The following is a 23,217-nucleotide window of genomic DNA, read 5'->3' on the forward strand; positions in this document are numbered from 1 at the left end:
AATACTTTTTAGTTTATGTACTATAATTTACGACGCCTCTTTTCAGCCTTTAATAAAGATAGCTCTCTACTTGTTTGACCTGCAACAGACGTGTTCTCTTCTGCCCTTCTTATTAAATATGGCATGACATCTTTAACCGGACCAAAAGGAATATATTTAGCCACGTTATATCCTTCTGCAGCTAAATTGAAACTAATATGATCACTCATTCCATATAATTGGCCAAACCACACATTATTATCCTTCTTAGATATATTGTGCGTTTCCATAAGCTCCATAGCTAAATAACAACTCAACTCATTATGAGTGCCAATAAACACAGAAATGTCTTTTAAATTTTGAATAATATAGTTTAGTGTTACATTAAAATTTTCATCTGTAACCTTTTTATTTTCACAAATTGGAGAATCATATCCTTTTTCTATCGCTCTTTCACGTTCCTTTTCCATATAAGCGCCTCGTACGATTTTCATCCCAATTTTAAAACCATTTAATTTTGCACGCTTGTGCAATTCTTTTAAATAATCAAAACGGTCCCAACGATAAAGCTGTAGTGTATTGTAAACAACTGGCACCTTTGTATTATAGCGACGCATCATTTCCTCTACCAAATCATCAGCAGCATCTTGCATCCAACTTTCTTCTCCATCGATTAAAACTTCAACGTCTTTCTCTTGTGCAAGTTTACAAACAGCGTCAAATCTATTTACAATTCTATCCCATTCAGCTTGCTCATCTTCTGTGAATGCTTTCCCTTCTGTCTTTTTTTGATATAAATAAAAACGTCCAAAACCTGTTGGTTTAAAAACCACAATAGGCATGGCTTCCTTCTCATCACAGAAATTAATAATCTTTAATATTTTTTCTAATGCACTATCAAATTGATTTTCAATTGCCTTACCTTCCACAGAATAATCTAATACAGAGCTAACACCTTCTGTATACAAATCGTCAATAACACATAAACAATCATCTTCATTTACACCTCCACAAAAATGGTCAAATACAGTAGACCTTATTAAACCTTCTACCGGCAAATGTGCTTTTAAGGCAAAGTTTGTTGCAGCTGTCCCTATCCTTACCAATGGTTGAGAAGAGATCATTTTAAATAAGAAATAAGCGCGCTCTAAAGCCGAATCGGACTTTAACACAAAGGCCGTTTTTGTATTCTCAAAAAGGGAACGATTTATCATTTTAATTGAAGTTTATATACAAATATATTTATTATTAGGTTCATTTTTATTGAAAAAGGAAGTATTTTCACCTAATCAAATTAGATCGTTCATAATGGATTCAATTTCAACCAAAAATGCAATCGTTTATTTTAATTCAGACGTTTATACAGAAATAAACAAGTACGTAGAAGTTAGCAAGCCTTCTAAAATATTTGTACTTGTAGATACAAACACGCACGAGTATTGTTTACCAAAATTCTTAAGCGAACTACAATCTGGAGATATTGCAATTGAAGTTATGGAAATGCCTAATGGAGAAGAGCATAAAACAATTGATATTTGCACAGGTGTTTGGGAAGCTTTATCAGAATATAATGCAGACAGAAAAAGTCTTTTAATTAATTTAGGAGGAGGCGTTGTCACTGATTTAGGTGGTTTTGTTGCAAGTACTTACATGCGAGGAATTTCGTATATCAACGTACCAACCTCTTTATTAGCAATGGTAGATGCTTCTGTAGGTGGAAAAACTGGAGTTGATTTAGGAGCCCTAAAAAACCAGGTTGGTGTTATTAACGAAGGCGAAATGGTCGCTGTTGATACTACATTTTTAGACACCTTACCACAGAACGAAATGGTTTCTGGTTTTGCAGAAATGTTGAAACATGGTTTAATTTATGACGAGAAATATTGGAATACCTTAACAAATCTTGAAGCTTTAGATATTTCAGATTTAGATCAACTTATTTACAATTCTGTGATTATAAAAAACAAAGTTGTTACCTCTGACCCAACAGAACAAGGCTTAAGGAAAATACTAAATTTTGGTCACACTTTAGGCCATGCCATTGAAAGCTATTTTCTTGAAAATGCTGACAAAACACCCTTACTACATGGCGAAGCCATAGCGATTGGCATGATTTTAGAAACGTATTTATCTACAAAAGTATGCGGACTATCTATTGATGCATTGAAAAATATTACTGAAGGTATCTTAAAAACGTTTTCAAAAGTTGAAATTTTAGATAACGATATAAAGACTATTATTACCTTTTTACAACATGACAAAAAGAACAGTCATGGTATAGTAAAATTTGTTTTACTCGAAGCTATTGGCCAACCTAAAATTGACTGCGTGGTAAGTAATGAACTTATTCTCGAAGCTTTTGAATATTACGCTAATTAAAGGTAACGATTATTAATAATTTCAATGTGGTGGTTTTCGTGTCCTATAGTAATATAAGCTAATGCTCTAACTGAAATAGGATAGCCACTAGCCTCTCCTATTTGTAATAATACTTCAGAATTAAAACTTGCATACAAGGCAATTGTTGCTTGTCTTACAGCAACAAATTCTTCTATTAGATTCTCCAATGAACGATGGTTAGCATAAGATTTGTCTACATAACCATTTTGTTCAAAACCAGGTAATGCTGTTTTATCATATCTTGCTACTCTTAAGGCTCTATACGTAAATATACGCTCCGTATCTATAATATGAAGTAATATCTCTTTTATAGTCCATTTCCCTTCAGCATATTTATAATTGTGCTTATCCTCAGGAATTGCTGAGAAAAATGAAACCACTTTATCTAAATTTCCTTTTAAACCATCCACAATAGATGCATTTGTAGATTTTTCTATATACGACTTATAATAATAACCGTACTCATGTTCTCCAATTATAATTTTATCCATAGTTATGAGATATAAAAAAAGCCCTTAGCGATTAACAAAGGACTTTATTATCAATTATTTAATCGATTAACCTAACTCGTTAAAAATAGTATGCATTAATCGTTTTTTATCGTTCAGACTTTCCTCTAATGAAATCATAGTTTCTGTTCTATAAACACCATCAATATCATCTAACATAAAGATAATATCCTTTGCATGCATAGTATCTTTTGCTCTAATTTTACAGAAAATATTAAACTTTCCTGTTGTGATATGTGCTACAGTAACATAAGGAATTTCATTAATACGCTCTAATACAAACTTAGTTTGCGAAGTATTTTGAAGAAAAACACCTACGTAAGCAATAAATGAATAATCTAGTTTATGATAATCTAATGTTAATGAAGAACCTTTAATAATTCCTGCTTCTTCCATTTTTTTAACACGCACGTGAACTGTACCAGCAGAAATCAATAATTTCTTAGCTATATCAGTAAAAGGAATACGTGTATTATCGATAAGCATATCGAGGATTTGATGATCAACTTCATCCAATTTAAACTTTGCCATTATTTAATAATCTTTAGATTAAACGCAAAAATAACACATTTAATATAACGATAACGCATAAAAACTGAATAATTTTAAGAATTTAGTGAGATTCTTTCATTATTCAACAACACGAAATCGATTTCGTTACCTAGTTTTAGCTCTGTATTTGAAATTGTTTTTACCGTATTTCCATTTGCCTCTATTTCTTTGTGACCAAATTTAGATTCTAATTTAGAAATTTGAACAATTTTTGGAATAAAACAGACTTTATTATCCTTTAGCACTTCTTGAAACTGAAATGCAACATCGGTAAGTTGAGTTTGAGTAGAATTCAGTTTTGCATTCCTTATAATAACATCATAAAAGCACTTCCCATTTTCTGGTATATCTAAATAAGCAATGTAGTTGTCTTCATTTATACCATCAGCAATAACATCTAATCCTTTTAAAAGTGACATAAACATTAAACGCCTTACGGTTTCTCTTTGGTAATCATTAGCAAAATGACCAGCTTCATATAATATAGTAGGTACTCCAAAATTTTGGAACGTGTCTCCTACACAATTAATATTAAAACCATCATCATATCTTCCAACAGCATTAGGAATCTCTTCTTGTAATAAATTATTAATCTCTGCGACTATAGCCATTGCCACTTTTCTATTCTTAGTAAGGGATCTTTCCTGATCTTGAGCAGGAGATAAAAACGACAATGTTGCGATATTATTTGTTTCACCAGCACTAAATATAGTGCGTTGACCATGAAGATTAAAACAATAATCTGGGAGAAATTCATTATAAGTACGTCTTAGGACTTTACTTTCTGGCTGACTTAAATTTTGTGCGTCTCTATTTAAATCAACTAAATTGGCATTAATACGTGTATAACGTTCTGCACCATCTGGGTTTAAAATTGGGATTATAAGTAATGTGCAATTCTCTAATATCGTTTTTACAATGTCATTATGAGTTTCAAACAAATTAAAACAATCAAAAAGTGATTTTGTCGATGTTGATTCATTGCCATGCATTTGCGACCATAACAAAATTTTCATTGGTCCATTCCCAAATTCAAAACTATAAATTGGTCGTTCCTCTACAGAATAACCAATAGTTGATATTCTAGATTTTGAAAATTTATCAAAACAATTTTCTATGTGAGAATTGGTAATATAACGACCAGATAATTCCTTCGTTTTTACAGTCGGGAATATGGTGTTTAAAAGTTCTAAATTCATATACTTAAATTATCATTTGCAAATGTAATCATTTGATAATTTACAATTGTAAACAATCGATATCAGCTAATTTGTTACAACCGTAAACCTAAATGACACATTTTTCTGTGCGACTCTATATTGAGAATAACAAATTCTAACTAACGCACTAATATCTAGTGTAAAATATTATTTATCAGTTAATTATATATAAAAATCAATCTTATAGTTTAATACGTATGCAATTATTAATTTATATTTAACACAAATCAAACACCTTTTGTTTACATTTGTGTACTAGTATTTACAATTATAAAGTTTACAATGATAAACTCTGTTGATTTTACAAAAAGACTTCAAAAAGTCATTGATTTTTACAACGAAACAGCTTCAAGTTTTGCTGAAAAAATTGGTGTTCAACGCTCAAGTATTTCGCATATTTTATCTGGAAGAAATAAGCCAAGTTTAGACTTTGTAATGAAAGTTCTGCACTCCTATCCTGAAGTAGAATTGTATTGGCTAATGAATGGGAAAGGTAATTTTCCGATTGATTTAAAAAATTCAGAAAATCAAAACTCACAAATAACCGAAACTAAAACTGCTCCTCAATTACCTATATCAGAATCCAATTCTGATTCCGATATTGAAAAAATTGTCATATTCTATAAAGACGGAACTTTTAAAAGTTATAAGCCCTAATATTCTTTTTACTATTCATTATCTTTGTTAAAAATATTTTATGAGAGTAATAATTTTACTTTTTTCACTGCTATTTTTAACGAGTTGTTATGAAACTGAAAGAAATTGTACAGATTTTAAAACTGGTACTTTTGATTTTACATATACACTAGATGGTGTAGAACAAACAACACGCTTTACACGAACAGAAAACTTTAATATAGATTATCATAACGGAAAAGTAGACTCTTCTTCCGTGAGATGGATTAATGATTGCGAATTTATTCTTAAGAAGTTACATCCAACGAGTAATTCTGAAAAAGATGCTATTCACATGAAAATATTATCTACTACTCAAGACTCATATATGTTTGAATATAAATTAGCTGTTAAGCGACCAAACAAACCGCTTAATGTTGAAAAAGGTATTGCTGTAAAAATAAAATAATTTTATGTTAGATTTTCTACTTACTTCAGATGCTATAATGGCATTGTTAACCTTAACGTTTCTTGAAATTATTCTGGGAATAGATAATATTGTTTTTATATCTATTGCTGCCAATAAACTTCCAGAACACCAACGAAATAGAGCAACCAACATTGGCTTAATTCTAGCTATGGTGCAACGTATTATACTTCTTTTCTTTGTGTCATTTTTGGTTGGTCTAAGTAAGCCATTTTTTACCGTAGACAATAATTGGCTTTCCATTGGAGTCAGTTGGCAAGCGATTATTCTGTTTGCTGGCGGTATGTTTTTAATTTATAAAAGTACTTCAGAGATAAGAGAAAAGGTCGAAAACCCGTCTCACGATGAAGATGAAGTTAAATCTAAGCCTATAAAATCTCTTAGTAATGCTATTGTTCAAATTGTTATTATTGACTTTATATTCTCTATAGACTCCATACTTACAGCAGTTGGTATGACAAACGGTTTGCATCCTAACCATAATTATACTTTAGTTTTAATGATCATTGCAGTAATGATATCAATTGGCATTATGATTGGTTTTGCAAATCCAATAAGAAAATTCATAAACGCTCATCCAAGCATACAGATACTAGGTTTAGCATTCTTAATTTTAATTGGATTTATGCTCATTACGGAAGCTGCACACCTCTCACATACAGAATTTTTTGGCAAATCCGTTGGCGCAATTCCTAAAGGATATCTATATTTTGCTATAGCGTTTTCATTATTCGTAGAATTTATAAACTTTAAAACGACGAAGAAAAAATAAATACAACTTTCAAATTGAAAAAATTAAAGTTGTAGAACGTTGTTTTTAATCCGCTTAACTAAAATTCTTCATCTAATTAGGATACGCGAATTTGGTTTTACTATATTTCGACAAAATTAACATGTTTTTAAAACAGACCCAAATCTATAAAACACTCAGTTAATGCTTTTTAACTCGTTAGAATATCTTATATTTTTACCTATAGTCTTCATTATCTATTGGTTACTAAAAAACAGCTACAAGAAGCAGAATATCTTATTGCTTATCTCGAGCTATGTGTTTTACGGGTGGTGGGATTATCGTTTTTTATCTCTAATCATTTTCAGTTCTTTTTTAGATTACTTTGTTGGTCAAAAAATCGAAGACGCTATTGGTAACAAAAACAAAAAGCGCTGGCTATTAGTAAGCTTATGCTCTAACTTAGGTTTACTTGCCGTATTTAAATATTACAATTTCTTTGCAGATTCATTTTCAAGTACGATGTCTAGTATAGGCTGGGAAGTTAATGACCTTACGTTAAACATCATATTACCTGTAGGTATTAGTTTTTATACTTTTCAAACGCTGAGTTACAGCATTGATATTTATAGAAACGAAATAAAAGCGAGTAGAGATATTGTTGGTTTTTTTACGTTCGTTAGCTTATTTCCGCAATTAGTTGCTGGACCAATTGAACGAGCATCTAACCTAATGCCACAAATAGAAGGCAAAAGAAAACTAAACGCTACATTAATAAAAACAGGCGTATTTCAAATCTTTATAGGTTTATTTAGAAAAGTTGCCATTGCAGATAACCTAGGTGTCTATGTAGATTCAGTTTACGGAAACTATGAAATACATAATAGCTCTACACTTCTAGTCGCAACTGTTTTTTATGCCTTTCAAATTTATTTTGATTTCTCTGGTTACTCTGATATTGCTATTGGTAGTGCGAAACTCTTTGGGTTTAATTTTAATAGAAACTTTAATTTCCCATATTTCTCAAGAACGCTTACTGAATTTTGGCGACGTTGGCATATGTCATTATCCTTTTGGTTAAGAGATTATCTTTACATCTCCTTAGGTGGAAACAGAAAAGGAATTGTTATTACCTACCGAAACTTATTACTTACAATGCTAATTGGCGGCTTATGGCATGGAAGCTCTTGGAATTTTGTGATTTGGGGAGGAATTCATGGGTTGTTTTTAAGTTTAGAAAAGTACACGTTTTCCGCTTTAAAAATTAAAACCTTTAATGCATTTGGGTACATCTATACATTTATTGTTGTACTAGTTGCTTGGATATTTTTTAGAGCGCCAGATTTTCATTCTGCCTCAACTATAATTGTAGAAATATTTAGCTTTAACTACGGAAGCCTTTTTGTTGGAAACATTAATACTTTTATCAATGGTCTATTATTGCTAGTTTTAGGGTTCTGTATAGATTTAAAAATCTTTAGGTCTAAAACACCTCTGGAAGATTATGGTATTAAATTCAATACCGTAAAATTATCCATTATTGTTTCTGTTATAATTATAATGCTGTGCTTGTTCTATTCAACAGCTGAAAACTTTATTTATTTTCAATTCTAGATTATGAACTCAGATATCACAAAAAAGCTTTTAAAAATTGTTGTGCTGACCATAATCATTAGTTATGGATTAGATAAACTTGTCTTCTTTGGCTTAAACAAGATTAGTGACAACGTAATGACAGGACAAGCCATCGGAAAGCTTAATCAATTTCTATCAGTAAAAGACAATACAGATTTTTTGGTTTTTGGAAACTCAAGAGCCAACCACCATATTGATGTTGATTTATTTAGCAACAATAGCTACAACATGGGAGTTGACGGTGTTGGGATTGCCTACAACAGCACTTTAATTAACACCTTGCAAGAAGATAAAAAACAATACGTTATAGTTCATATTGATACTAAAAACTTTTTTGATAAGGATTACGATGGATCAGACATTAGAGGGTTAAAAACAAAGTATCATAGAAACGACCAAATTACGACAGCTTTAAATAATTCTAACCGATTATCTTTACTACAGCATATCTATTATAGCATGAATTATAATGGAAATGCGATTGGAATTATTAAAAACTACTTTAAACCTGGTTACGACTATAAGACTTATAATGGTTATGATCCTTTAACAATAAATAAGTCTCAAGAAGAAATGAGAGACACCATATTGTCTAAAGCTGATGCCAATGAGGAATGCAACAAAAACCTTGAAATGAATTTAGTTGCAATTGATTATTTAAAATCGATGAAATCATTTATAGATAAAGCACCAAACAAAACTTTTCTATTTGTCACATCACCTATCTACAACGACACTTGTGATAAAGACAATAAAATGCTAACAGCATTAATGTATGAACTCGGATTAAATTATTTGGATTACACCAATTTATACAAAATCCAAAAAGACAATTCATTTTGGAAAGACCCAACACACTTATCTAAAGAAGGTGCTGAGGCATTTTCTTCTGTATTATTAAAACGATATAAAACGCTTAATAATTAAAACAAAGTAACCTGACCTTTATCGTCGGTTTCTAAATCATCGTCATTATCATCAGTTTTATCTGTAGCATCTGAATTTTCAGCTTTAATTTCTGTTTTAGAATCAGTATTTAAAGTTTCTTCGCCTACAACTTCCAAATCATCTGCATGCACTTCTTCTGGTGCCTCGTAAGGTAAAGATTCTAATAAATTAACTTGATTAATTTTATCTTTAGTTAATTGGTTGCCTTGAGCAGTAATACCTTTTATTGATATAAACGCTTCTAAATCAACTTCCATATTAGGCTTACGATCTTTACCACGCTCTTTGGTAAATTCTACTTCTGCCATTGGTCGCCAATCGGTAGAAACTATTTCTAATTGAGAATCTGCATGATCTGATATAAAAGATTCCTCCTTTCCTTCTTGCTCAACTATAAATCGTTTCACATAATAACGTTCTTTTTCTCCATCGTAATAAATAGCAGAAATTGGTTTTTTAGGAATCCATTTTTCAAGAACAATCATATCACTATCAAAATGCGTCGTTAATTCAGGAATAATACACTTAACGATTCCAGATTGATTTATAATTAAAAGTCTGTCCTCTCCTCTAAATTGACCTATTAGCTCACCTCTTCCATCAACATTTAGTCGCTGAACCGTATCGTCAAACCATATTTTACGTGGTTTTAATGTTGACACTCCTTTTTCCTTAAGTTCTATGCGTTTTATAGGATGCTTAGTTACCGTATTTCCTTTAGATGCTCTTCCTTTAATTAAGACATTTGCAAAATCTAAATCCCACTTCATCTTTTTAATACCACCTATTTGCCTCAACATAATTGTAACAACTTCAGCTTCACCATTAGGATTAGCAGAGAAATATAATAATGGTGAGTTTTTACTACCATTAGTTAAATCGTATTCTCGATCTCTCGTCATACTCGTTACCGCAAAACGCTTAACGTAGGACGCACCTCCTTTACCATCACGATAAATCAAATTGTAAATAGTACGTTTATCTTTTTTCTTAAATACAGCTACATGAATTATGTTTTTCCCAATAAAGGTTTTTGAATCCACTTTGGTAACCATCATTTTACCGTCCTTAGTAAAAACAATAATATCATCAATATCACTACAATCACAGACGTATTCATCACGTTTAAGTGCTGTTCCAATAAAGCCTTCTTCTCTATTAACATAGAGCTTAGTATTTCTAATAATTACTTTTGTAGCATCTACATCTTCAAATATCCTTATTTCAGTTTTACGCTCTTTACCTTCACCGTAATCCTTTTTTAATCTTTCGAAATATGCTATGGCATAATCAATTAGATTTGCTAAGTGATGCTTTACTTCAGCTATCTGATCTTCCAAAGCATCTATTTTCTGTTGTGCTTTATCGATATCAAATTTAGAAATACGCTTAATTCTAATTTCGGTTAAACGCGTAATATCTTCTACTGTTATAGCACGTTTTAAATGTTTTATATGAGGTTGAAGTCCTTTGTCAATAGCATTTATCACACCATCCCAAGTTTCTTCTTCTTCAATATCGCGATAAATACGTTTTTCAATAAAAATACGCTCTAACGAAGCAAAATGCCATTGTTCTTGAAATTCACCTAATCTAATTTCTAATTCACTCTTCAAAAGCTCTACAGTATTATCTGTAGAACGACGCAACATTTCGGTTACACCAACGAAATAGGGTTTGTTATCTTCAATTACACAACCTAATGGCGAAATAGATGTTTCACAATTTGTAAAAGCGTATAACGCATCAATAGTTTTATCTGGCGATAATCCAGAAGGCAAATGAATTAAGATTTCAACTTCAGCAGCTGTATTATCTTCTATCTTTTTAATTTTTATTTTGCCTTTATCATTTGCTTTAAGAATAGAATCAATCAATGAAGATGTTGTAGTCGCAAAAGGAATCTCTGTAATAACTAAAGAGTTCTTATCGCGTTGAGAAATTTTTGCTCTTACCCTAACTTTTCCACCTCGCAGACCATCATTATAATTTGTAAAGTCTGCTATACCAGCTGTTGGAAAATCTGGCAAAATAGTAAAGCGTTTACCTTTTAAGTGTTTTACAGAGGCATCTATAAGTTCAATAAAATTATGTGGTAAAATTTTAGTTGATAAACCAACGGCAATTCCTTCTCCTCCTTGTGCTAAAAGCAAAGGAAACATAACTGGTAAATTAATTGGCTCCTTTCTTCTTCCATCATAAGAGGCCTGCCATTCTGTAATTTTTGGATTATAAACAACGTCTAAAGCAAATTTTGATAAACGTGCTTCTATATAACGTGATGCTGCTGCTCGATCTCCTGTGAGTATATTTCCCCAGTTTCCCTGTGTATCTATTAGTAAATCTTTTTGACCAATTTGCACCATGGCATCTGCGATACTCGCATCACCATGCGGATGGTATTGCATAGTATGACCTACAATATTTGCCACTTTATTATAACGACCATCGTCTAAGTCTTTCATAGAGTGCATTATACGGCGTTGTACTGGCTTAAAACCATCTTCAATAGCTGGTACAGCACGTTCTAAGATTACATAAGATGCATAATCTAAAAACCAATCTTTATACATTCCGGTAACCTTCTTAATAGTTTCTTGGCTACCGTTATCGTCATTTAACAACTCGTCATGTTCTTCTGTCATTTACCCTAGTTTACTTTTATTTTCTTTAATAATTTTTCTTAAAGACTGCTTAACATATTTTATCTTCTTACTTTTTAGAAGTGATACATTAAATCGTTCTTTAGAAATACTACCATTTTTATTTTTTCTAGAAATTACCAAAGTTTTGTAAACTTTATAATTATTAATCTTATAACCAATAACCTTGTGTTTAGCAATTTCTATTTTGCGCTCTCTATAATTGATATAATCTGTTAGAATTAAGCCTTTATTAATTATAACCAATTTAGTACCATCACTATCGTACTCAAAATAACTGGCCACAAAATGAACTACCACAACTGCTATAGCCAATCCTATAACAACCCATAATGAACTCCCTTCTAATACATGAAATGATTTAAAAACCGTTGCCAATAATATAGCAAAGACCAACAATATAAAATAGATAGAAATTATGGTGCTTTTTACGCTTCTATTGTCTGTTCTCATACGTTATCTTCAACAACATCAAGTTCAACTTTAAGATTGTCAATAATAAATTCTTGACGCGTAGGTGTATTTTTTCCCATATAGAAGGATAATAACTCTTCAATAGACATATCCTTATCTAACATTACAGGATCTAAACGAATATCGTCACCAATAAAATGCACAAACTCATCTGGCGAAATTTCACCCAAACCTTTAAATCGTGTGATTTCTGGTTTATTTTTTAATTTCTCAAGAGCATCTCTTCGTTCCTCTTCAGAATAGCAATAAATGGTTTCCTTTTTATTTCTTACTCTAAATAAAGGTGTTTGTAGAATATATAAATGACCTTCTTTAATCACTTCTGGAAAAAACTGCAAGAAAAATGTAATTAACAACAAACGAATGTGCATACCATCAACATCGGCATCAGTTGCAATAACCACATTATTATACCGTAAATCTTCTAAGGATTCTTCAATATTTAAAGCCGCTTGTAGTAAGTTGAATTCTTCATTTTCATAAACAATCTTCTTACTTAGTCCATAACAGTTTAAGGGCTTCCCCTTTAAACTAAATACAGCTTGCGTATTCACATCTCTCGATTTGGTAATACTACCAGAGGCCGAATCTCCCTCAGTAATAAACAAGGTCGTTTCAAGATTACGTTCATTTTTAGTGTCACCAAAATGCACTCTACAATCGCGCAACTTCTTATTGTGTAAACTCGCTTTTTTAGCTCTATCCTTAGCTAATTTTCTAATACCAGATAATTCCTTACGTTCACGTTCTGCTTGAAGAATTTTACGTTGAATTTTCTCTGCAGAATCCGGGTTTTTATGTAAATAGTTATCTAAATAGCGTTTAACGTAGTCGTTGATGTAAGTTCTAACGGTTGGCAAATCGCCTCCCATATCTGTAGAACCTAATTTGGTTTTTGTCTGACTCTCAAAAACAGGTTCCATTACTTTTATAGCAATGGCAGAAACAATAGACTTTCTAATATCTGAAGCCTCATAACTCTTTCCGTAAAATTCTCTAATGGTTTTTACAATAGATTCTCTAAAAGCCGCTAAGTGCGTACCACCTTGTGTGGTATTTTGTCCGTTTACAAACGAACGATATTCTTCACTATACTGTGTTTTACTATGTGTAATTGCTATTTCTATATCTTCTCCTCTCAAATGAATAATAGGATACAACATATCAGATTCATTAATATTTTCTGATAATAAATCCTTTAAACCATTTTCACTATAGTACTTTTCACCATTAAAAACAATGGTTAATCCAGGATTTAAATACACATAATTTTTAAGCATCTTAACAACATACTCGTTACGATACTTATAATTTTTGAAAATAATTTCATCCGGAATAAAACTAACCTTAGTTCCTTTACGTCTACTTGTTTCGTCTAGTAATTCTTGATTTGTTAGGTTTCCTTGTTCAAATTCTGCAGAAGCCGATTTGTTATCTCGTGTAGATTCTACTCTAAAATAAGATGACAATGCATTTACAGCTTTTGTACCAACACCATTTAAACCAACTGATTTTTTAAAGGCTTTAGAATCGTACTTTCCACCAGTATTCATTTTAGAAACCACATCTACTACTTTTCCTAAAGGAATACCACGACCGTAATCTCTAACAATTACGCGTTCACCTTGTATAGAAATCTCAATGGTTTTACCTGCTCCCATTACAAACTCATCAATAGAGTTGTCTAAGACTTCTTTAAGTAGTATATAAATACCATCATCTGGTGAAGACCCATCACCTAACTTTCCGATATACATACCTGGTCGCATTCGGATGTGTTCTTTCCAATCGAGTGAGCGTATATTATCTTCGGTATAGTTAGACTGTTCTGCCATAAAGTTGAGGTCGAAATTTTGTTGGAACGCTAATATAATACTATACCATAAAAAATAAAATATGGTTTTAGTAAAGTAATTAACAATAATGCATTAAAACTGTTGAGAACATTGACTTTGCTTCAATTTTTGCTCTAAAATTTGAAATGACACCTAAAAATCCTAATTTTCTTTCCGTTTTGAAATTAATAGTATGCCAGAAATAACCACTAATGTACCAACCACTTGAAGCACAGTTAAGCTTTCATTCAAGAAAATAACCGCTAAAATTATGGTTGTGATTGGCCCAATACCTGCCACAACTGCAAAATTTGAAGAATTGATTAATTTAATTGAAATAGACACTAAAAACGATGGAATTACAGTTGCAAAAACCGCAATACACAATCCTAATGCATACACTTGCCAAGGATAATTAAGAATATCTACTCTAGAAAACAAGCCATAATGCACAAACACACAAATACAAGAAACCAACATAGCAAATGCCGTAAAACGCATGACACCAAATTTAGGAATCAACCAACCACTACCAACTAAATACGAGGCGTAAGTCACGGCACTCAGCAACACAAAGAAACCGCCTAAGTAGGTATTAGATCCTGATATTGAAACCTCACTACCAAAGGTTATAATAATACCAATGTACGTGATTAGTATTGCTAATTTCTGAAGTTTAGTGATTGCTTTTTTAAGGAATAACTTGTTAAACAGCAACACAATCGTTGGATAAATAAATAAGATAATACGCTCTAAACTGGCTTTAATATAGGTTAAACCAACAAAGTCAAAATAGCTAGCGAGATAATACCCAACAAATCCAAAAAACACTAACCAAAGGTAGTCTTTGCGCTGTGTAATTTCTTGTTTTTCATTTCTATATACATAAGCAATAACCACATAAAACGGAAACGCAAATAGCATTCTAAGCAACAGCATACTAAGCGCATCAATATTATAGCGATATGCCAATTTTACCATAACAGCTTTAGAAGAAAATAAAACAATCCCTAAAACTCCAAGTAAAACGCCGTAAATGAACGTTTCCTTCTTTTTCATTGAACGAAAATAAGGGTAAACTTTTTAATTGAAAATGAAAAATATAAGATTTACGATGTTCAGTTTAGAAAACTAAAACCTAAAACCCAAGACTAACAAGAATTCTATAAACCAAGTAAGCAAATTTTTATTTCTTCCTAAAATCGAATCCCAAATTAAGCTGAAACATTATTGGCCAAATATTTCCATTTCCTTTAGTATCCATATAATATTGAGGTCCAACATCGAATAGTAAATGAAAGCGCTTTCCGTATTTTCTTTGAATTCCCCAAGTTGGTCCAAACGCAAAATCAAAATCTGAAGTTCTATTTACATTTTCTGCTATAGAATTTCCACGCGTTACCAATCTAAAGGATACAAAATTTCCAGAATTGTTTGTTGTATTTCTATTTTTGTCTGTTCTCTTATTTAGATTGTAAAACCACTTATGCTGAAAATCGGCAAATGGACTTATAACATATATAAATCCGCTTCCTCCTGACGTTAAATCAGGATAGCCTCCGCCATATCCAACACCTAAGGATGAAGAAAATGTAGAATATTGACCTGTAGGAATTTCGAGTTCAACTGCTGGATTTAAAAAATTGACACGCCAAACTTTTTCAGTACCAATGTCGTTAGTGTTTTGGGCGTAATTTAAAGTGGTTATCAACCCAAAAATTAATGCAAATAGGATTTTTCTCATTGAATGTTGGTTTTTGAGATTCTAAATATTGGACAATTTGAATCAAAAATTATGCCGTTAAGACGTCATTAATGATTCTGCCTTTATTTTTAAGAATTCATTTCTAGTCCTTAATAAATTGGTCATATAACGTTTTAGAAACAAAACATCTGCCAATTGCCCTAGAATACCAAAAGGCGATTGAAAATGAAACACATCAACCATTAAGGTTTTATCTTGTTGTGTAGAAAAAATATGTTCGTGTTTAAAACTTTTAAAAGCACCAGAAACCATTTCGTCCACAAAATACGTAGGACTTTCAAACGCTGTGATTTTTGAAGTAAGCTGCTGTGTAACACCAAAATGTTTAGCTTCCCAAGTTACCGATTCTCCCAACGCTATTAATCCTGAAGTTTTACCAGCTATTGCCTTCTCTTTAGAATGCGCCATGGAATCTTTATGAAAATCAATATTACGCGCTAAATCTAAACAGGTTTTTAGGTCTGCTTTAATTAGGGTTTTGATTTCAATTTTTGGCATTTGGTAAATTTTAATTCGTCATTAAAAGGAATACGAAACCAATGACAAGTTAACCTATTACAATTATAGCATAAAAGGTTACGACTGCGTTCAACCAAACAAATAAGCTAAGTTAATAGCCAATACCTAAAAGCAAAAAGCTACTTATACATTAAACAAGAAATGCATTACATCGCCATCCTTAACAATGTAGTTCTTCCCTTCTACGCGCATTTTACCAGCTTCTTTTACTTTGGCTTCACTTCCGTATTCTACGTAATCATCGTAAGCAATAACTTCTGCTCTAATGAATCCTTTTTCAAAATCGGTATGAATAACTCCTGCTGCTTGTGGACCAGTTGCTCCAACATTTACAGTCCAAGCTCTCACTTCTTTTACACCAGCTGTGAAATATGTTTGCTGATTTAAAAGTTTATAAGCCGAACGAATTAACTTCGCCGAACCTGGTTCTTCTAATCCTATATCCGCCAAGAACATTTGGCGCTCTTCGTAGTCGTCTAATTCATTAATATCTGCTTCTGTACCAACAGCCAACACTAAAACTTCTGCGTTCTCGTCTTTTACAGCGTCTCTCACTTTTTCTACGTAAGCATTACCAGTAGTTGCAGCACCTTCATCTACATTACAAACATACATTACAGGTTTGTCTGTGATAAACTGAGATGGTTTTACAAACTCCTCGTAATCTTCTTCTGAAAACTCTAATGCTCTTACAGAAACACCAGCTTCTAAGCTTTCTTTTATTTTAAGAAGAATAGCTTCTTCTTTCTGAGCTTCTTTGTTTCCTGTTTTTGCAGCACGCTTAACTTTATCTAACTTCTTTTCAGTTGTTTCTAAATCTTTAAGTTGCAATTCCATGTCAATAGTTTCCTTATCTCTAATAGGATCTACAGAACCATCAACGTGAACAATGTTTTCATTATCAAAACAACGCAGTACATGCAAAATAGCATCAGTTTCTCTAATATTAGCTAAGAATTGGTTACCTAAACCTTCACCTTTAGAAGCGCCTTTCACCAAACCAGCAATATCCACAATCTCTACAGTTGCAGGCATTACACGTTCTGGATTTACCAATTCTTCTAATTTCTCTAACCTTGGATCTGGTACATTAACCACACCAATATTAGGCTCAATAGTACAAAACGGAAAGTTGGCACTTTGCGCTTTAGCGTTAGATAAACAGTTAAATAAGGTTGACTTTCCTACGTTTGGTAATCCTACAATTCCAGCTTTCATCGAAAAACTTGTTTTTCCTTCTCACACAAGTGAGAATCTTGTTAAATATTAATCGCAAATTTTGCGTTTGCAAATGTAAGTTATTTGTGGAATAGTTATTTAAAAAGTTTTAGGAATAATTAGAAAGTGGGATTTTGGTTGCGGTTATCGGTCTTGAGTTTTAAATGAAGCCTATAAATAAACGCTAACTTTTCGGATTTAACACGAGCCGAATTTTTTATTTTTATGTTAAATTTTATTTTGCAGAAATCATCAAATAAAAAAATGCGTTTTTTCAATTATACAAAAGCCTCTCAGAATGTCTATGCTTTAAATACATTTGAAGCCATAGTTTTTAATCAATTAATTTTATGTTTTTAGCACATTCGCCCTGTGGATTAGAACCGATTTCAAAACTTACAAGTTGCCCATTTCTTATTTTTTTCCATTCACTTCTATTGTTAATATCAGTGAAGTCGAACATATTCGCATAATATCTTTTTTTATCATCTTTTTGTATAAACACAAACGGTTTACTTGCATTGTTTTGATTTCTACTAACACTGCCCATATGTCTGTCAGATGCAGATTGAGAATCTTCTAACAAATTACTTAAAGAATAATCATCGAACTTTTCAGAAAACCTATGTATTATTTTGTGTTTCATATTAGTTAATCCAATCTTACTATCATTTTCAGTGATTAACTTTTTAAAGTAGTCAACATCATCTTGTAAAGATGTTAATGGTAACATTTGAAAACAAGCCAACAAAGTTTCAGAAAAATTCTTTATCATTTTTGGGTCAAGAATTTTCTTTTCAGAACACTCTTGATAAACGGTTATAGATCTTTTAAAGTGCCTAAGTGAGTTATCAAAATCTTTTTCAATGTTCGCAAAACTTTGTCCCATATGATTATATAAAGAAATAAGTTCTGTATAGGCGATTCTTTCATTTTTCGAATCTAAAGGATTTTCTAACAAGGATTTAAGTTTGTTTATTCCTTTGTTATATTCTCGTTTTGTATTGAAAATTCTAACGAACAGAAAAGCAACAGATGGATGTTCTACATTTTGCTCTGCTAATTTTTCTGCACATTCCAATGCTGAATCAATGTCTTCCATTTGAAATAGTAAAAACTGTGAATAGAAATAAAGGAGTTTATGATTATTTGGTTCTATTTCTAAACCTAATTTATAATCATCATCGGCACCTAATAAATCACCAGAAGTTGCTTTTATAAAACCACCAACTCTATAAGATTCAAAATGACTAGGAACTATATTTCTAGCTTCCTTAACTTTTTTTATAGCTTCATCGTATTTCTTTTTCCAAGACAGAGATAAAGCATCTTGTAAATATTTAGCGGCAATTTTTTCATTTGAGTTCCTATAAATAATGGCATTTATCTCAAAAATATTATAAGCATTCACTTTTTTAAGTTGAGCAGTACTTAATGTTAACTCTCTCAACTTGGAAGAGATCCTTTTGATAAAATGTGCATCTATCGTATGATTTTTAGTCAGGTAATCTTTTGCAAAATCAGATATGTAATAATTTGTTTCTTCTATATTTCCACCGTCTGTAATCTCTGAACTAATTAGAGTTGTCCTAAATAATTCTAAAAGACACTTTCGCACTTCAAGCGGTTCAAGCTCTGATAAATAAATAATTTCAGCTGAACGTAAACTTTTCCTGGCGGCACGTAATGTACTTAATATTTTTATAGCTCCATCACTTAATTTTCCGTAAACATTTGTTAAGCAAAAGTCTAAAAGGTCATCTTTGTTGTTTAGTACTTCTGATGGACTTATACCTGCTTCTACTGTATTTACAAACCACTTAATTGCAAGTGGATTATGATAAAGTTTATTAGAAATATCTATTAAAGTTTCCTGTGGCAATTTTATTAAAGTATCACTGTCTCTTATTCTAGCGATTTCACGTATAAGTTTGGCCGATTCTGCATCTGAAAACCCCTTTAATTTACGCCTATATTCGAGTTCTCCAAGTCCAATTCTAGAAGTAATGACAATATTGCACTTCATTTGAGCTTCTCTTATGAATTCGATTACCTCTTCGCTTTGAATTGTTTCTAAATTATCTATTATTAGTAAGGTGTTGAACAAAGAGAAGTAATCTAGTATTTCAGCAAGTTTGTCACTTGTGGTTTTTTCAATTTCTAATGTATCTGATATTAACTCAACAAGTCCAGTATAGTTTGTAATAGCATCATAAATTTCCTCAATACCTTTTGAGGTTAACATTGTAGTTTTAGCCGACGTCCAAATTACTAAATCAAAAGGGCTTTTGTCGTTCATATCTACGATGTCATATGCAATTTTTAATGCTAACGCAGTTTTACCAATTCCACCATCTCCTATAATACTAACAACTTTATTTGAGAAAATTAATTTTTTTATGTCTTCAACATCATTTTTACGACCTATAAAACCTGTTTCATCAAAATCAGGAAGAGGCAAGTTGTGAATTACCTTCTGTTCAGAATTTTGATATTCAATTGTAGGTAATGTAAGAGTTAAGACATATGATGGGTCATTCTCAATTTTAGTTTTTGTTTCTAGAGTTATTAACCAATCTATTGGATCTTTGCTAGATAATTCAGATACAAAATTGTAAACGGTAGTAAAGTCTCCACCTAATAATGGGCGTGTATGCATAACCCTATTTCTAATTGGTGTTATTTCTTCAAGACTTTTAAAAATACTTTTTAAATAATCACTTCCTTGTTTAGTTAAGAATGATTTGTTTTTATTTAAAATTACAAAAGTGTCATGAAAATCGAGAAAGTCTATTGAATCCTCTATGTTTAGCAAAATGTCAATACCAGGGTTTTCTTTAGAATATCTTTCCGAAACTTTATCAATTAATTCCTGATTCTGAAAAAAATTTAAATCCGAGAAATATGGTACAATATTTTTATTAATCGTCGATTTTAAATCAATTTCGATTCCATAAATTAATGCAGCTAATGTTAATCTTACTTCTGTTACTTTTGACATTTATCTATGTTGATTTTAAATTATGGCTAACTTTTATGAATTGAGTCCGTTTGAATGACCTATATCAGTTGATACTGAAGCAAGCTCAGCACGAGTAAGCGAAGTTAACGATTATAAAACAGAAAATCTATACGTAGAACTACGTATTTAACAAGAAAAATCCCAAGCCAAAGACTTAGGATTTAATATTATATTTCGTAATCTATTTTATATTTTTCTAATTCTGAGTTTTGGCTATTGTATTTAAGTGAGAAATTAACTCCTTCGTAAACTTTTTTGCTCCAACACCATTTAAGTGATCAATATTAAAAAAGAGCGAATCTGGGTAGTGATCTGTTGTTCTATCAAAAACTATATGGCTTTTACTGTACTTTATATTTAGTCTTAAATATTCTTCCATAATGTCAATTGGAATCTCATTTATATATTTTTTATGCAAAGGATGACTTGTAAGCACTAATGATATATTTTTAACTTGACACAAATCAACAATTGAATCTAAGTAATTTTTTGAAATCTCTGAAACTTGCAACTCTTTTCTACCATCAAAATAGTGCGTTTTTACTGTTTTTTTCCATTTAGAAAAATTAGTAGACGTACTTTCATTTGAAAATTTTGATAAATATATGATGTGATTCTGCTTTGGATAAAATGCAGTTTGTTTCCATAAAACTTGACGATAAATCGAATAATCTACTAAAGGAGTATCAAATTCAATTATAGGGTAAGCTCTTTTCATCATTTCATTAACCCATGGTTGACGTGTAAATTTAAAATCATTGAATTGAGAAATATTATGTGGAGCAAAACCAAGAATCAAAGTATCCGTCTTGATAGTATTCAATATTTTTTTAAGTTTCCAAAAGGTTAAAACATAAGGCTCTGCAGTTTGCGAAATATTTTGAGCGTTGCTAAAATAATTCTCATTAATACTTAACTGTGGATGTGAATCTCCAGCTATGAGAACATTTTTATAAGTCATTGGCAACTCTTCATTGACATAAATAAATCTATTAATAAGCATATTTGCACCAAAGTATATGGATGGAATTGCTAAGAAAATTATTAAACTTTTTATGAATTTTTTCATACTTAGAATTGAAAATAAATAAACTCTTGTTCCCTACCTCCAAACCAGAGTATCGCCATAACGATAGCGTAATAAAATATATACCTTAAAGGTTTTACCCATTTAAAACCAATTGTTTGTATTGCAAATTGACCTTCTCTTCCAACCCATTCAATTAATACGAAAATTCCAATAAGAATTATCGTAGGGATTGCTAAGCTACCATTTACAAAATACGGAAGAGCAAAAACCTGTGTAGAAAATATTTTACTAATAATTTCAAATGCGTGATGAATGTTTTCAGCTCTGAAAAATATCCATGCAAAAACTACTAGAGAGAAAGTCATAAACATACTAAACAACTCCTTTAGTGATGGGAAATTTTTACCTTCGGCAATACCATCAATAAATGTTCTGTTTTTATTTAATAAAAGTAATGGCAAAAAATAAATTGCATTTAAAGCTCCCCAAGCAATAAATGTCCAATTTGCTCCATGCCAAAAGCCGCTGACTATAAAAATTATAAATGTATTTCTAACTTTCATCCAAGTCCCACCACGACTTCCACCTAAAGGAATATATAAATAATCCCTAAACCAAGTTGAGAGCGATATATGCCAACGTCTCCAAAACTCAGCCATATCCCTTGAAAAATAGGGGAAGTTAAAATTCTGCATTAGGTCAAAACCAAATAGTCGCGATGTACCAATAGCTATATCTGAATAACCTGAAAAATCCCCATAAATTTGAAACGTAAAAAATATAGCGCCAAGAATTAAAGTGCTTCCGTTTAAATCAGCGGAATTATTAAATATCTGGTTTGCAAATTCAGCACAATTGTCAGCAATGACAATTTTCTTAAATAAACCCCAAAGAATTTGGCGTAATCCATCAACAGCTTTTACATATTCAAATTTTCGCTTTCTGTTAAACTGAGGTAGTAAGTGAGTTGCTCTTTCTATTGGCCCTGCAACCAATTGTGGAAAAAAACTAACAAAGGATGAAAATGCAATAAAGTCCTTTGTAGGTGTTAATTTTCGTTTATAAACATCTATTGTATAACTCAAGGTTTGAAACGTATAAAAGCTGATTCCTACTGGTAAAATAATATGTAAAGAATTCGCTTTTATATTTGATCCAAAAAACGAAAAGACAGTGACGAAATTTTCAAGAAAGAAATTATAATATTTAAAAAAGCCTAAAAACCCTAGGTTCACTAAAATACTTGTCCAAAGTAAAATTTTTCTCTTAGTTTGATTTTCTTCTTTATTAAGTTTTTGACCAATTGTGTAATCAACAATTGTACTGAATAAAATCAACAATAAAAACCTCCAATCCCACCAACCGTAAAAAAAATAACTTGATGCAACTATTAGAAAATTTTGGAGTTTTAAACTTTTATTAAATACAAACCAATATAGTATAAAAACTATAGGTAAGAAAACAGCAAAGTCTATTGAGTTAAATAACATTATTTTCTTTTATGCTTTATTGTTAATCTTTAAATTGATAGTTAATTCATTAGATCCAAAACTATAATGGGAGTCTGTTTAAACATCTATTAGCCTTTGCAAATGTAGAGAATTTGAAAAATAAAT

Annotated in this window: 20 protein-coding genes; 6 read left to right on the forward strand and 14 right to left on the reverse strand. The window is 31.3% G+C overall.

Annotated elements, in window-relative coordinates; translation table 11 throughout:
* Positions 1-20: 20 nt before the first annotated feature.
* Positions 21-1,193 (reverse strand): proline dehydrogenase family protein, encoded by a 1,173-nt coding sequence (locus tag ACJBCC_RS15890; protein ID WP_299100170.1) that lies wholly within the window; start codon positions 1,191-1,193, stop codon positions 21-23.
* A gap of 94 nt (positions 1,194-1,287) precedes the next feature.
* Between ACJBCC_RS15890 and aroB the strand changes: the two genes are divergently transcribed.
* On the forward strand, positions 1,288-2,358 hold the full coding sequence (gene aroB, locus ACJBCC_RS15895) for a 3-dehydroquinate synthase (protein ID WP_407557756.1): 1,071 nt from the start codon (positions 1,288-1,290) through the stop codon (positions 2,356-2,358).
* Here the strand turns inward: aroB and ACJBCC_RS15900 are convergent.
* The 3 genes from ACJBCC_RS15900 to ACJBCC_RS15910 form a co-directional block, all read right to left on the reverse strand.
* Entirely contained in the window at positions 2,355-2,870 is a 516-nt protein-coding gene (locus ACJBCC_RS15900; protein WP_407557757.1) for a DinB family protein, read from the reverse strand. The genes aroB and ACJBCC_RS15900 overlap by 4 nt on opposite strands.
* A 66-nt stretch (positions 2,871-2,936) precedes the next feature.
* Positions 2,937-3,419 (reverse strand): Lrp/AsnC family transcriptional regulator, encoded by a 483-nt coding sequence (locus tag ACJBCC_RS15905; RefSeq protein ID WP_299100176.1) that lies wholly within the window; start codon positions 3,417-3,419, stop codon positions 2,937-2,939.
* 74 nt (positions 3,420-3,493) lie between these two features.
* Positions 3,494-4,639, reverse strand: coding sequence for a M14 family zinc carboxypeptidase (locus tag ACJBCC_RS15910; protein WP_407557758.1), 1,146 nt, complete (start codon positions 4,637-4,639; stop codon positions 3,494-3,496).
* 303 nt (positions 4,640-4,942) lie between these two features.
* Between ACJBCC_RS15910 and ACJBCC_RS15915 the strand changes: the two genes are divergently transcribed.
* The 5 genes from ACJBCC_RS15915 to ACJBCC_RS15935 all read left to right on the forward strand — a co-directional run bounded on the left by ACJBCC_RS15915 (position 4,943) and on the right by ACJBCC_RS15935 (position 9,054).
* Positions 4,943-5,317 carry a helix-turn-helix transcriptional regulator gene (locus ACJBCC_RS15915; protein ID WP_407557759.1) on the forward strand — a complete coding sequence of 125 codons (375 nt, stop codon included), beginning with the start codon at positions 4,943-4,945 and terminating at the stop codon, positions 5,315-5,317.
* A gap of 40 nt (positions 5,318-5,357) precedes the next feature.
* Positions 5,358-5,744: a hypothetical protein gene (locus ACJBCC_RS15920; protein WP_407557760.1), complete on the forward strand. Its 387-nt coding sequence runs from the start codon at positions 5,358-5,360 to the stop codon at positions 5,742-5,744.
* 4 nt (positions 5,745-5,748) lie between these two features.
* Positions 5,749-6,534 (forward strand): TerC family protein, encoded by a 786-nt coding sequence (locus ACJBCC_RS15925; RefSeq protein WP_407557761.1) that lies wholly within the window; start codon positions 5,749-5,751, stop codon positions 6,532-6,534.
* Between the two features lie 162 nt (positions 6,535-6,696).
* Positions 6,697-8,106: an MBOAT family O-acyltransferase gene (locus tag ACJBCC_RS15930; protein ID WP_407557762.1), complete on the forward strand. Its 1,410-nt coding sequence runs from the start codon at positions 6,697-6,699 to the stop codon at positions 8,104-8,106.
* A gap of 3 nt (positions 8,107-8,109) precedes the next feature.
* The gene (locus ACJBCC_RS15935) at positions 8,110-9,054 is read left to right on the forward strand and encodes a hypothetical protein (RefSeq protein ID WP_407557763.1); all 945 of its coding nucleotides are present in this window, start codon (positions 8,110-8,112) and stop codon (positions 9,052-9,054) included.
* Here the strand turns inward: ACJBCC_RS15935 and ACJBCC_RS15940 are convergent.
* The 10 genes from ACJBCC_RS15940 to ACJBCC_RS15985 all read right to left on the reverse strand — a co-directional run bounded on the left by ACJBCC_RS15940 (position 9,051) and on the right by ACJBCC_RS15985 (position 23,091).
* The gene (locus ACJBCC_RS15940) at positions 9,051-11,720 is read right to left on the reverse strand and encodes a DNA gyrase/topoisomerase IV subunit A (RefSeq protein ID WP_407557764.1); all 2,670 of its coding nucleotides are present in this window, start codon (positions 11,718-11,720) and stop codon (positions 9,051-9,053) included. The genes ACJBCC_RS15935 and ACJBCC_RS15940 overlap by 4 nt on opposite strands.
* Positions 11,721-12,191 carry a hypothetical protein gene (locus ACJBCC_RS15945; protein WP_299100192.1) on the reverse strand — a complete coding sequence of 157 codons (471 nt, stop codon included), beginning with the start codon at positions 12,189-12,191 and terminating at the stop codon, positions 11,721-11,723.
* A complete protein-coding gene (locus tag ACJBCC_RS15950; RefSeq protein ID WP_407557765.1) occupies positions 12,188-14,047 on the reverse strand; it encodes a DNA topoisomerase IV subunit B in 1,860 nt (619 codons plus the stop codon). The genes ACJBCC_RS15945 and ACJBCC_RS15950 overlap by 4 nt, the downstream gene beginning before the upstream one ends.
* A gap of 162 nt (positions 14,048-14,209) precedes the next feature.
* Positions 14,210-15,106: a DMT family transporter gene (locus ACJBCC_RS15955; RefSeq protein ID WP_299100196.1), complete on the reverse strand. Its 897-nt coding sequence runs from the start codon at positions 15,104-15,106 to the stop codon at positions 14,210-14,212.
* Positions 15,107-15,233: 127 nt separating this feature from the next.
* Positions 15,234-15,791 carry a hypothetical protein gene (locus tag ACJBCC_RS15960; RefSeq protein WP_407557766.1) on the reverse strand — a complete coding sequence of 186 codons (558 nt, stop codon included), beginning with the start codon at positions 15,789-15,791 and terminating at the stop codon, positions 15,234-15,236.
* 57 nt (positions 15,792-15,848) lie between these two features.
* Positions 15,849-16,310: an SRPBCC family protein gene (locus tag ACJBCC_RS15965; protein WP_407557767.1), complete on the reverse strand. Its 462-nt coding sequence runs from the start codon at positions 16,308-16,310 to the stop codon at positions 15,849-15,851.
* 144 nt (positions 16,311-16,454) lie between these two features.
* Positions 16,455-17,549, reverse strand: a complete 1,095-nt coding sequence (ychF, locus tag ACJBCC_RS15970) for a redox-regulated ATPase YchF (protein WP_407557768.1) — start codon at positions 17,547-17,549, stop codon at positions 16,455-16,457.
* A 334-nt stretch (positions 17,550-17,883) separates the two neighbouring features.
* Entirely contained in the window at positions 17,884-20,550 is a 2,667-nt protein-coding gene (locus ACJBCC_RS15975; RefSeq protein ID WP_407557769.1) for an NB-ARC domain-containing protein, read from the reverse strand.
* Between the two features lie 217 nt (positions 20,551-20,767).
* Entirely contained in the window at positions 20,768-21,640 is an 873-nt protein-coding gene (locus ACJBCC_RS15980; RefSeq protein WP_407557770.1) for a hypothetical protein, read from the reverse strand.
* A gap of 2 nt (positions 21,641-21,642) precedes the next feature.
* Entirely contained in the window at positions 21,643-23,091 is a 1,449-nt protein-coding gene (locus ACJBCC_RS15985; protein WP_407557771.1) for an MBOAT family O-acyltransferase, read from the reverse strand.
* Between the last annotated feature and the right edge of the window lie 126 nt (positions 23,092-23,217).

Source organism: Winogradskyella sp. 4-2091, assembly GCF_045765065.1.
Lineage (GTDB): Bacteria > Bacteroidota > Bacteroidia > Flavobacteriales > Flavobacteriaceae > Winogradskyella.

Bases quoted from the DNA above. Each gene is read 5' to 3' on its own strand.
- aroB (WP_407557756.1), top strand. From the start codon at position 1,288: ATGGATTCAATTTCAACCAAAAATGCAATCGTTTATTTTAATTCAGAC.
- ACJBCC_RS15950 (WP_407557765.1), bottom strand. From the start codon at position 14,047: ATGGCAGAACAGTCTAACTATACCGAAGATAATATACGCTCACTCGAT.
- ACJBCC_RS15980 (WP_407557770.1), bottom strand. From the start codon at position 21,640: ATGAAAAAATTCATAAAAAGTTTAATAATTTTCTTAGCAATTCCATCC.
- ychF (WP_407557768.1), bottom strand. From the start codon at position 17,549: ATGAAAGCTGGAATTGTAGGATTACCAAACGTAGGAAAGTCAACCTTA.
- ACJBCC_RS15900 (WP_407557757.1), bottom strand. From the start codon at position 2,870: ATGGATAAAATTATAATTGGAGAACATGAGTACGGTTATTATTATAAG.
- ACJBCC_RS15920 (WP_407557760.1), top strand. From the start codon at position 5,358: ATGAGAGTAATAATTTTACTTTTTTCACTGCTATTTTTAACGAGTTGT.
- ACJBCC_RS15910 (WP_407557758.1), bottom strand. From the start codon at position 4,639: ATGAATTTAGAACTTTTAAACACCATATTCCCGACTGTAAAAACGAAG.
- ACJBCC_RS15930 (WP_407557762.1), top strand. From the start codon at position 6,697: ATGCTTTTTAACTCGTTAGAATATCTTATATTTTTACCTATAGTCTTC.
- ACJBCC_RS15935 (WP_407557763.1), top strand. From the start codon at position 8,110: ATGAACTCAGATATCACAAAAAAGCTTTTAAAAATTGTTGTGCTGACC.
- ACJBCC_RS15960 (WP_407557766.1), bottom strand. From the start codon at position 15,791: ATGAGAAAAATCCTATTTGCATTAATTTTTGGGTTGATAACCACTTTA.
- ACJBCC_RS15890 (WP_299100170.1), bottom strand. From the start codon at position 1,193: ATGATAAATCGTTCCCTTTTTGAGAATACAAAAACGGCCTTTGTGTTA.
- ACJBCC_RS15975 (WP_407557769.1), bottom strand. From the start codon at position 20,550: ATGTCAAAAGTAACAGAAGTAAGATTAACATTAGCTGCATTAATTTAT.
- ACJBCC_RS15945 (WP_299100192.1), bottom strand. From the start codon at position 12,191: ATGAGAACAGACAATAGAAGCGTAAAAAGCACCATAATTTCTATCTAT.
- ACJBCC_RS15985 (WP_407557771.1), bottom strand. From the start codon at position 23,091: ATGTTATTTAACTCAATAGACTTTGCTGTTTTCTTACCTATAGTTTTT.
- ACJBCC_RS15915 (WP_407557759.1), top strand. From the start codon at position 4,943: ATGATAAACTCTGTTGATTTTACAAAAAGACTTCAAAAAGTCATTGAT.
- ACJBCC_RS15955 (WP_299100196.1), bottom strand. From the start codon at position 15,106: ATGAAAAAGAAGGAAACGTTCATTTACGGCGTTTTACTTGGAGTTTTA.
- ACJBCC_RS15965 (WP_407557767.1), bottom strand. From the start codon at position 16,310: ATGCCAAAAATTGAAATCAAAACCCTAATTAAAGCAGACCTAAAAACC.
- ACJBCC_RS15925 (WP_407557761.1), top strand. From the start codon at position 5,749: ATGTTAGATTTTCTACTTACTTCAGATGCTATAATGGCATTGTTAACC.
- ACJBCC_RS15905 (WP_299100176.1), bottom strand. From the start codon at position 3,419: ATGGCAAAGTTTAAATTGGATGAAGTTGATCATCAAATCCTCGATATG.
- ACJBCC_RS15940 (WP_407557764.1), bottom strand. From the start codon at position 11,720: ATGACAGAAGAACATGACGAGTTGTTAAATGACGATAACGGTAGCCAA.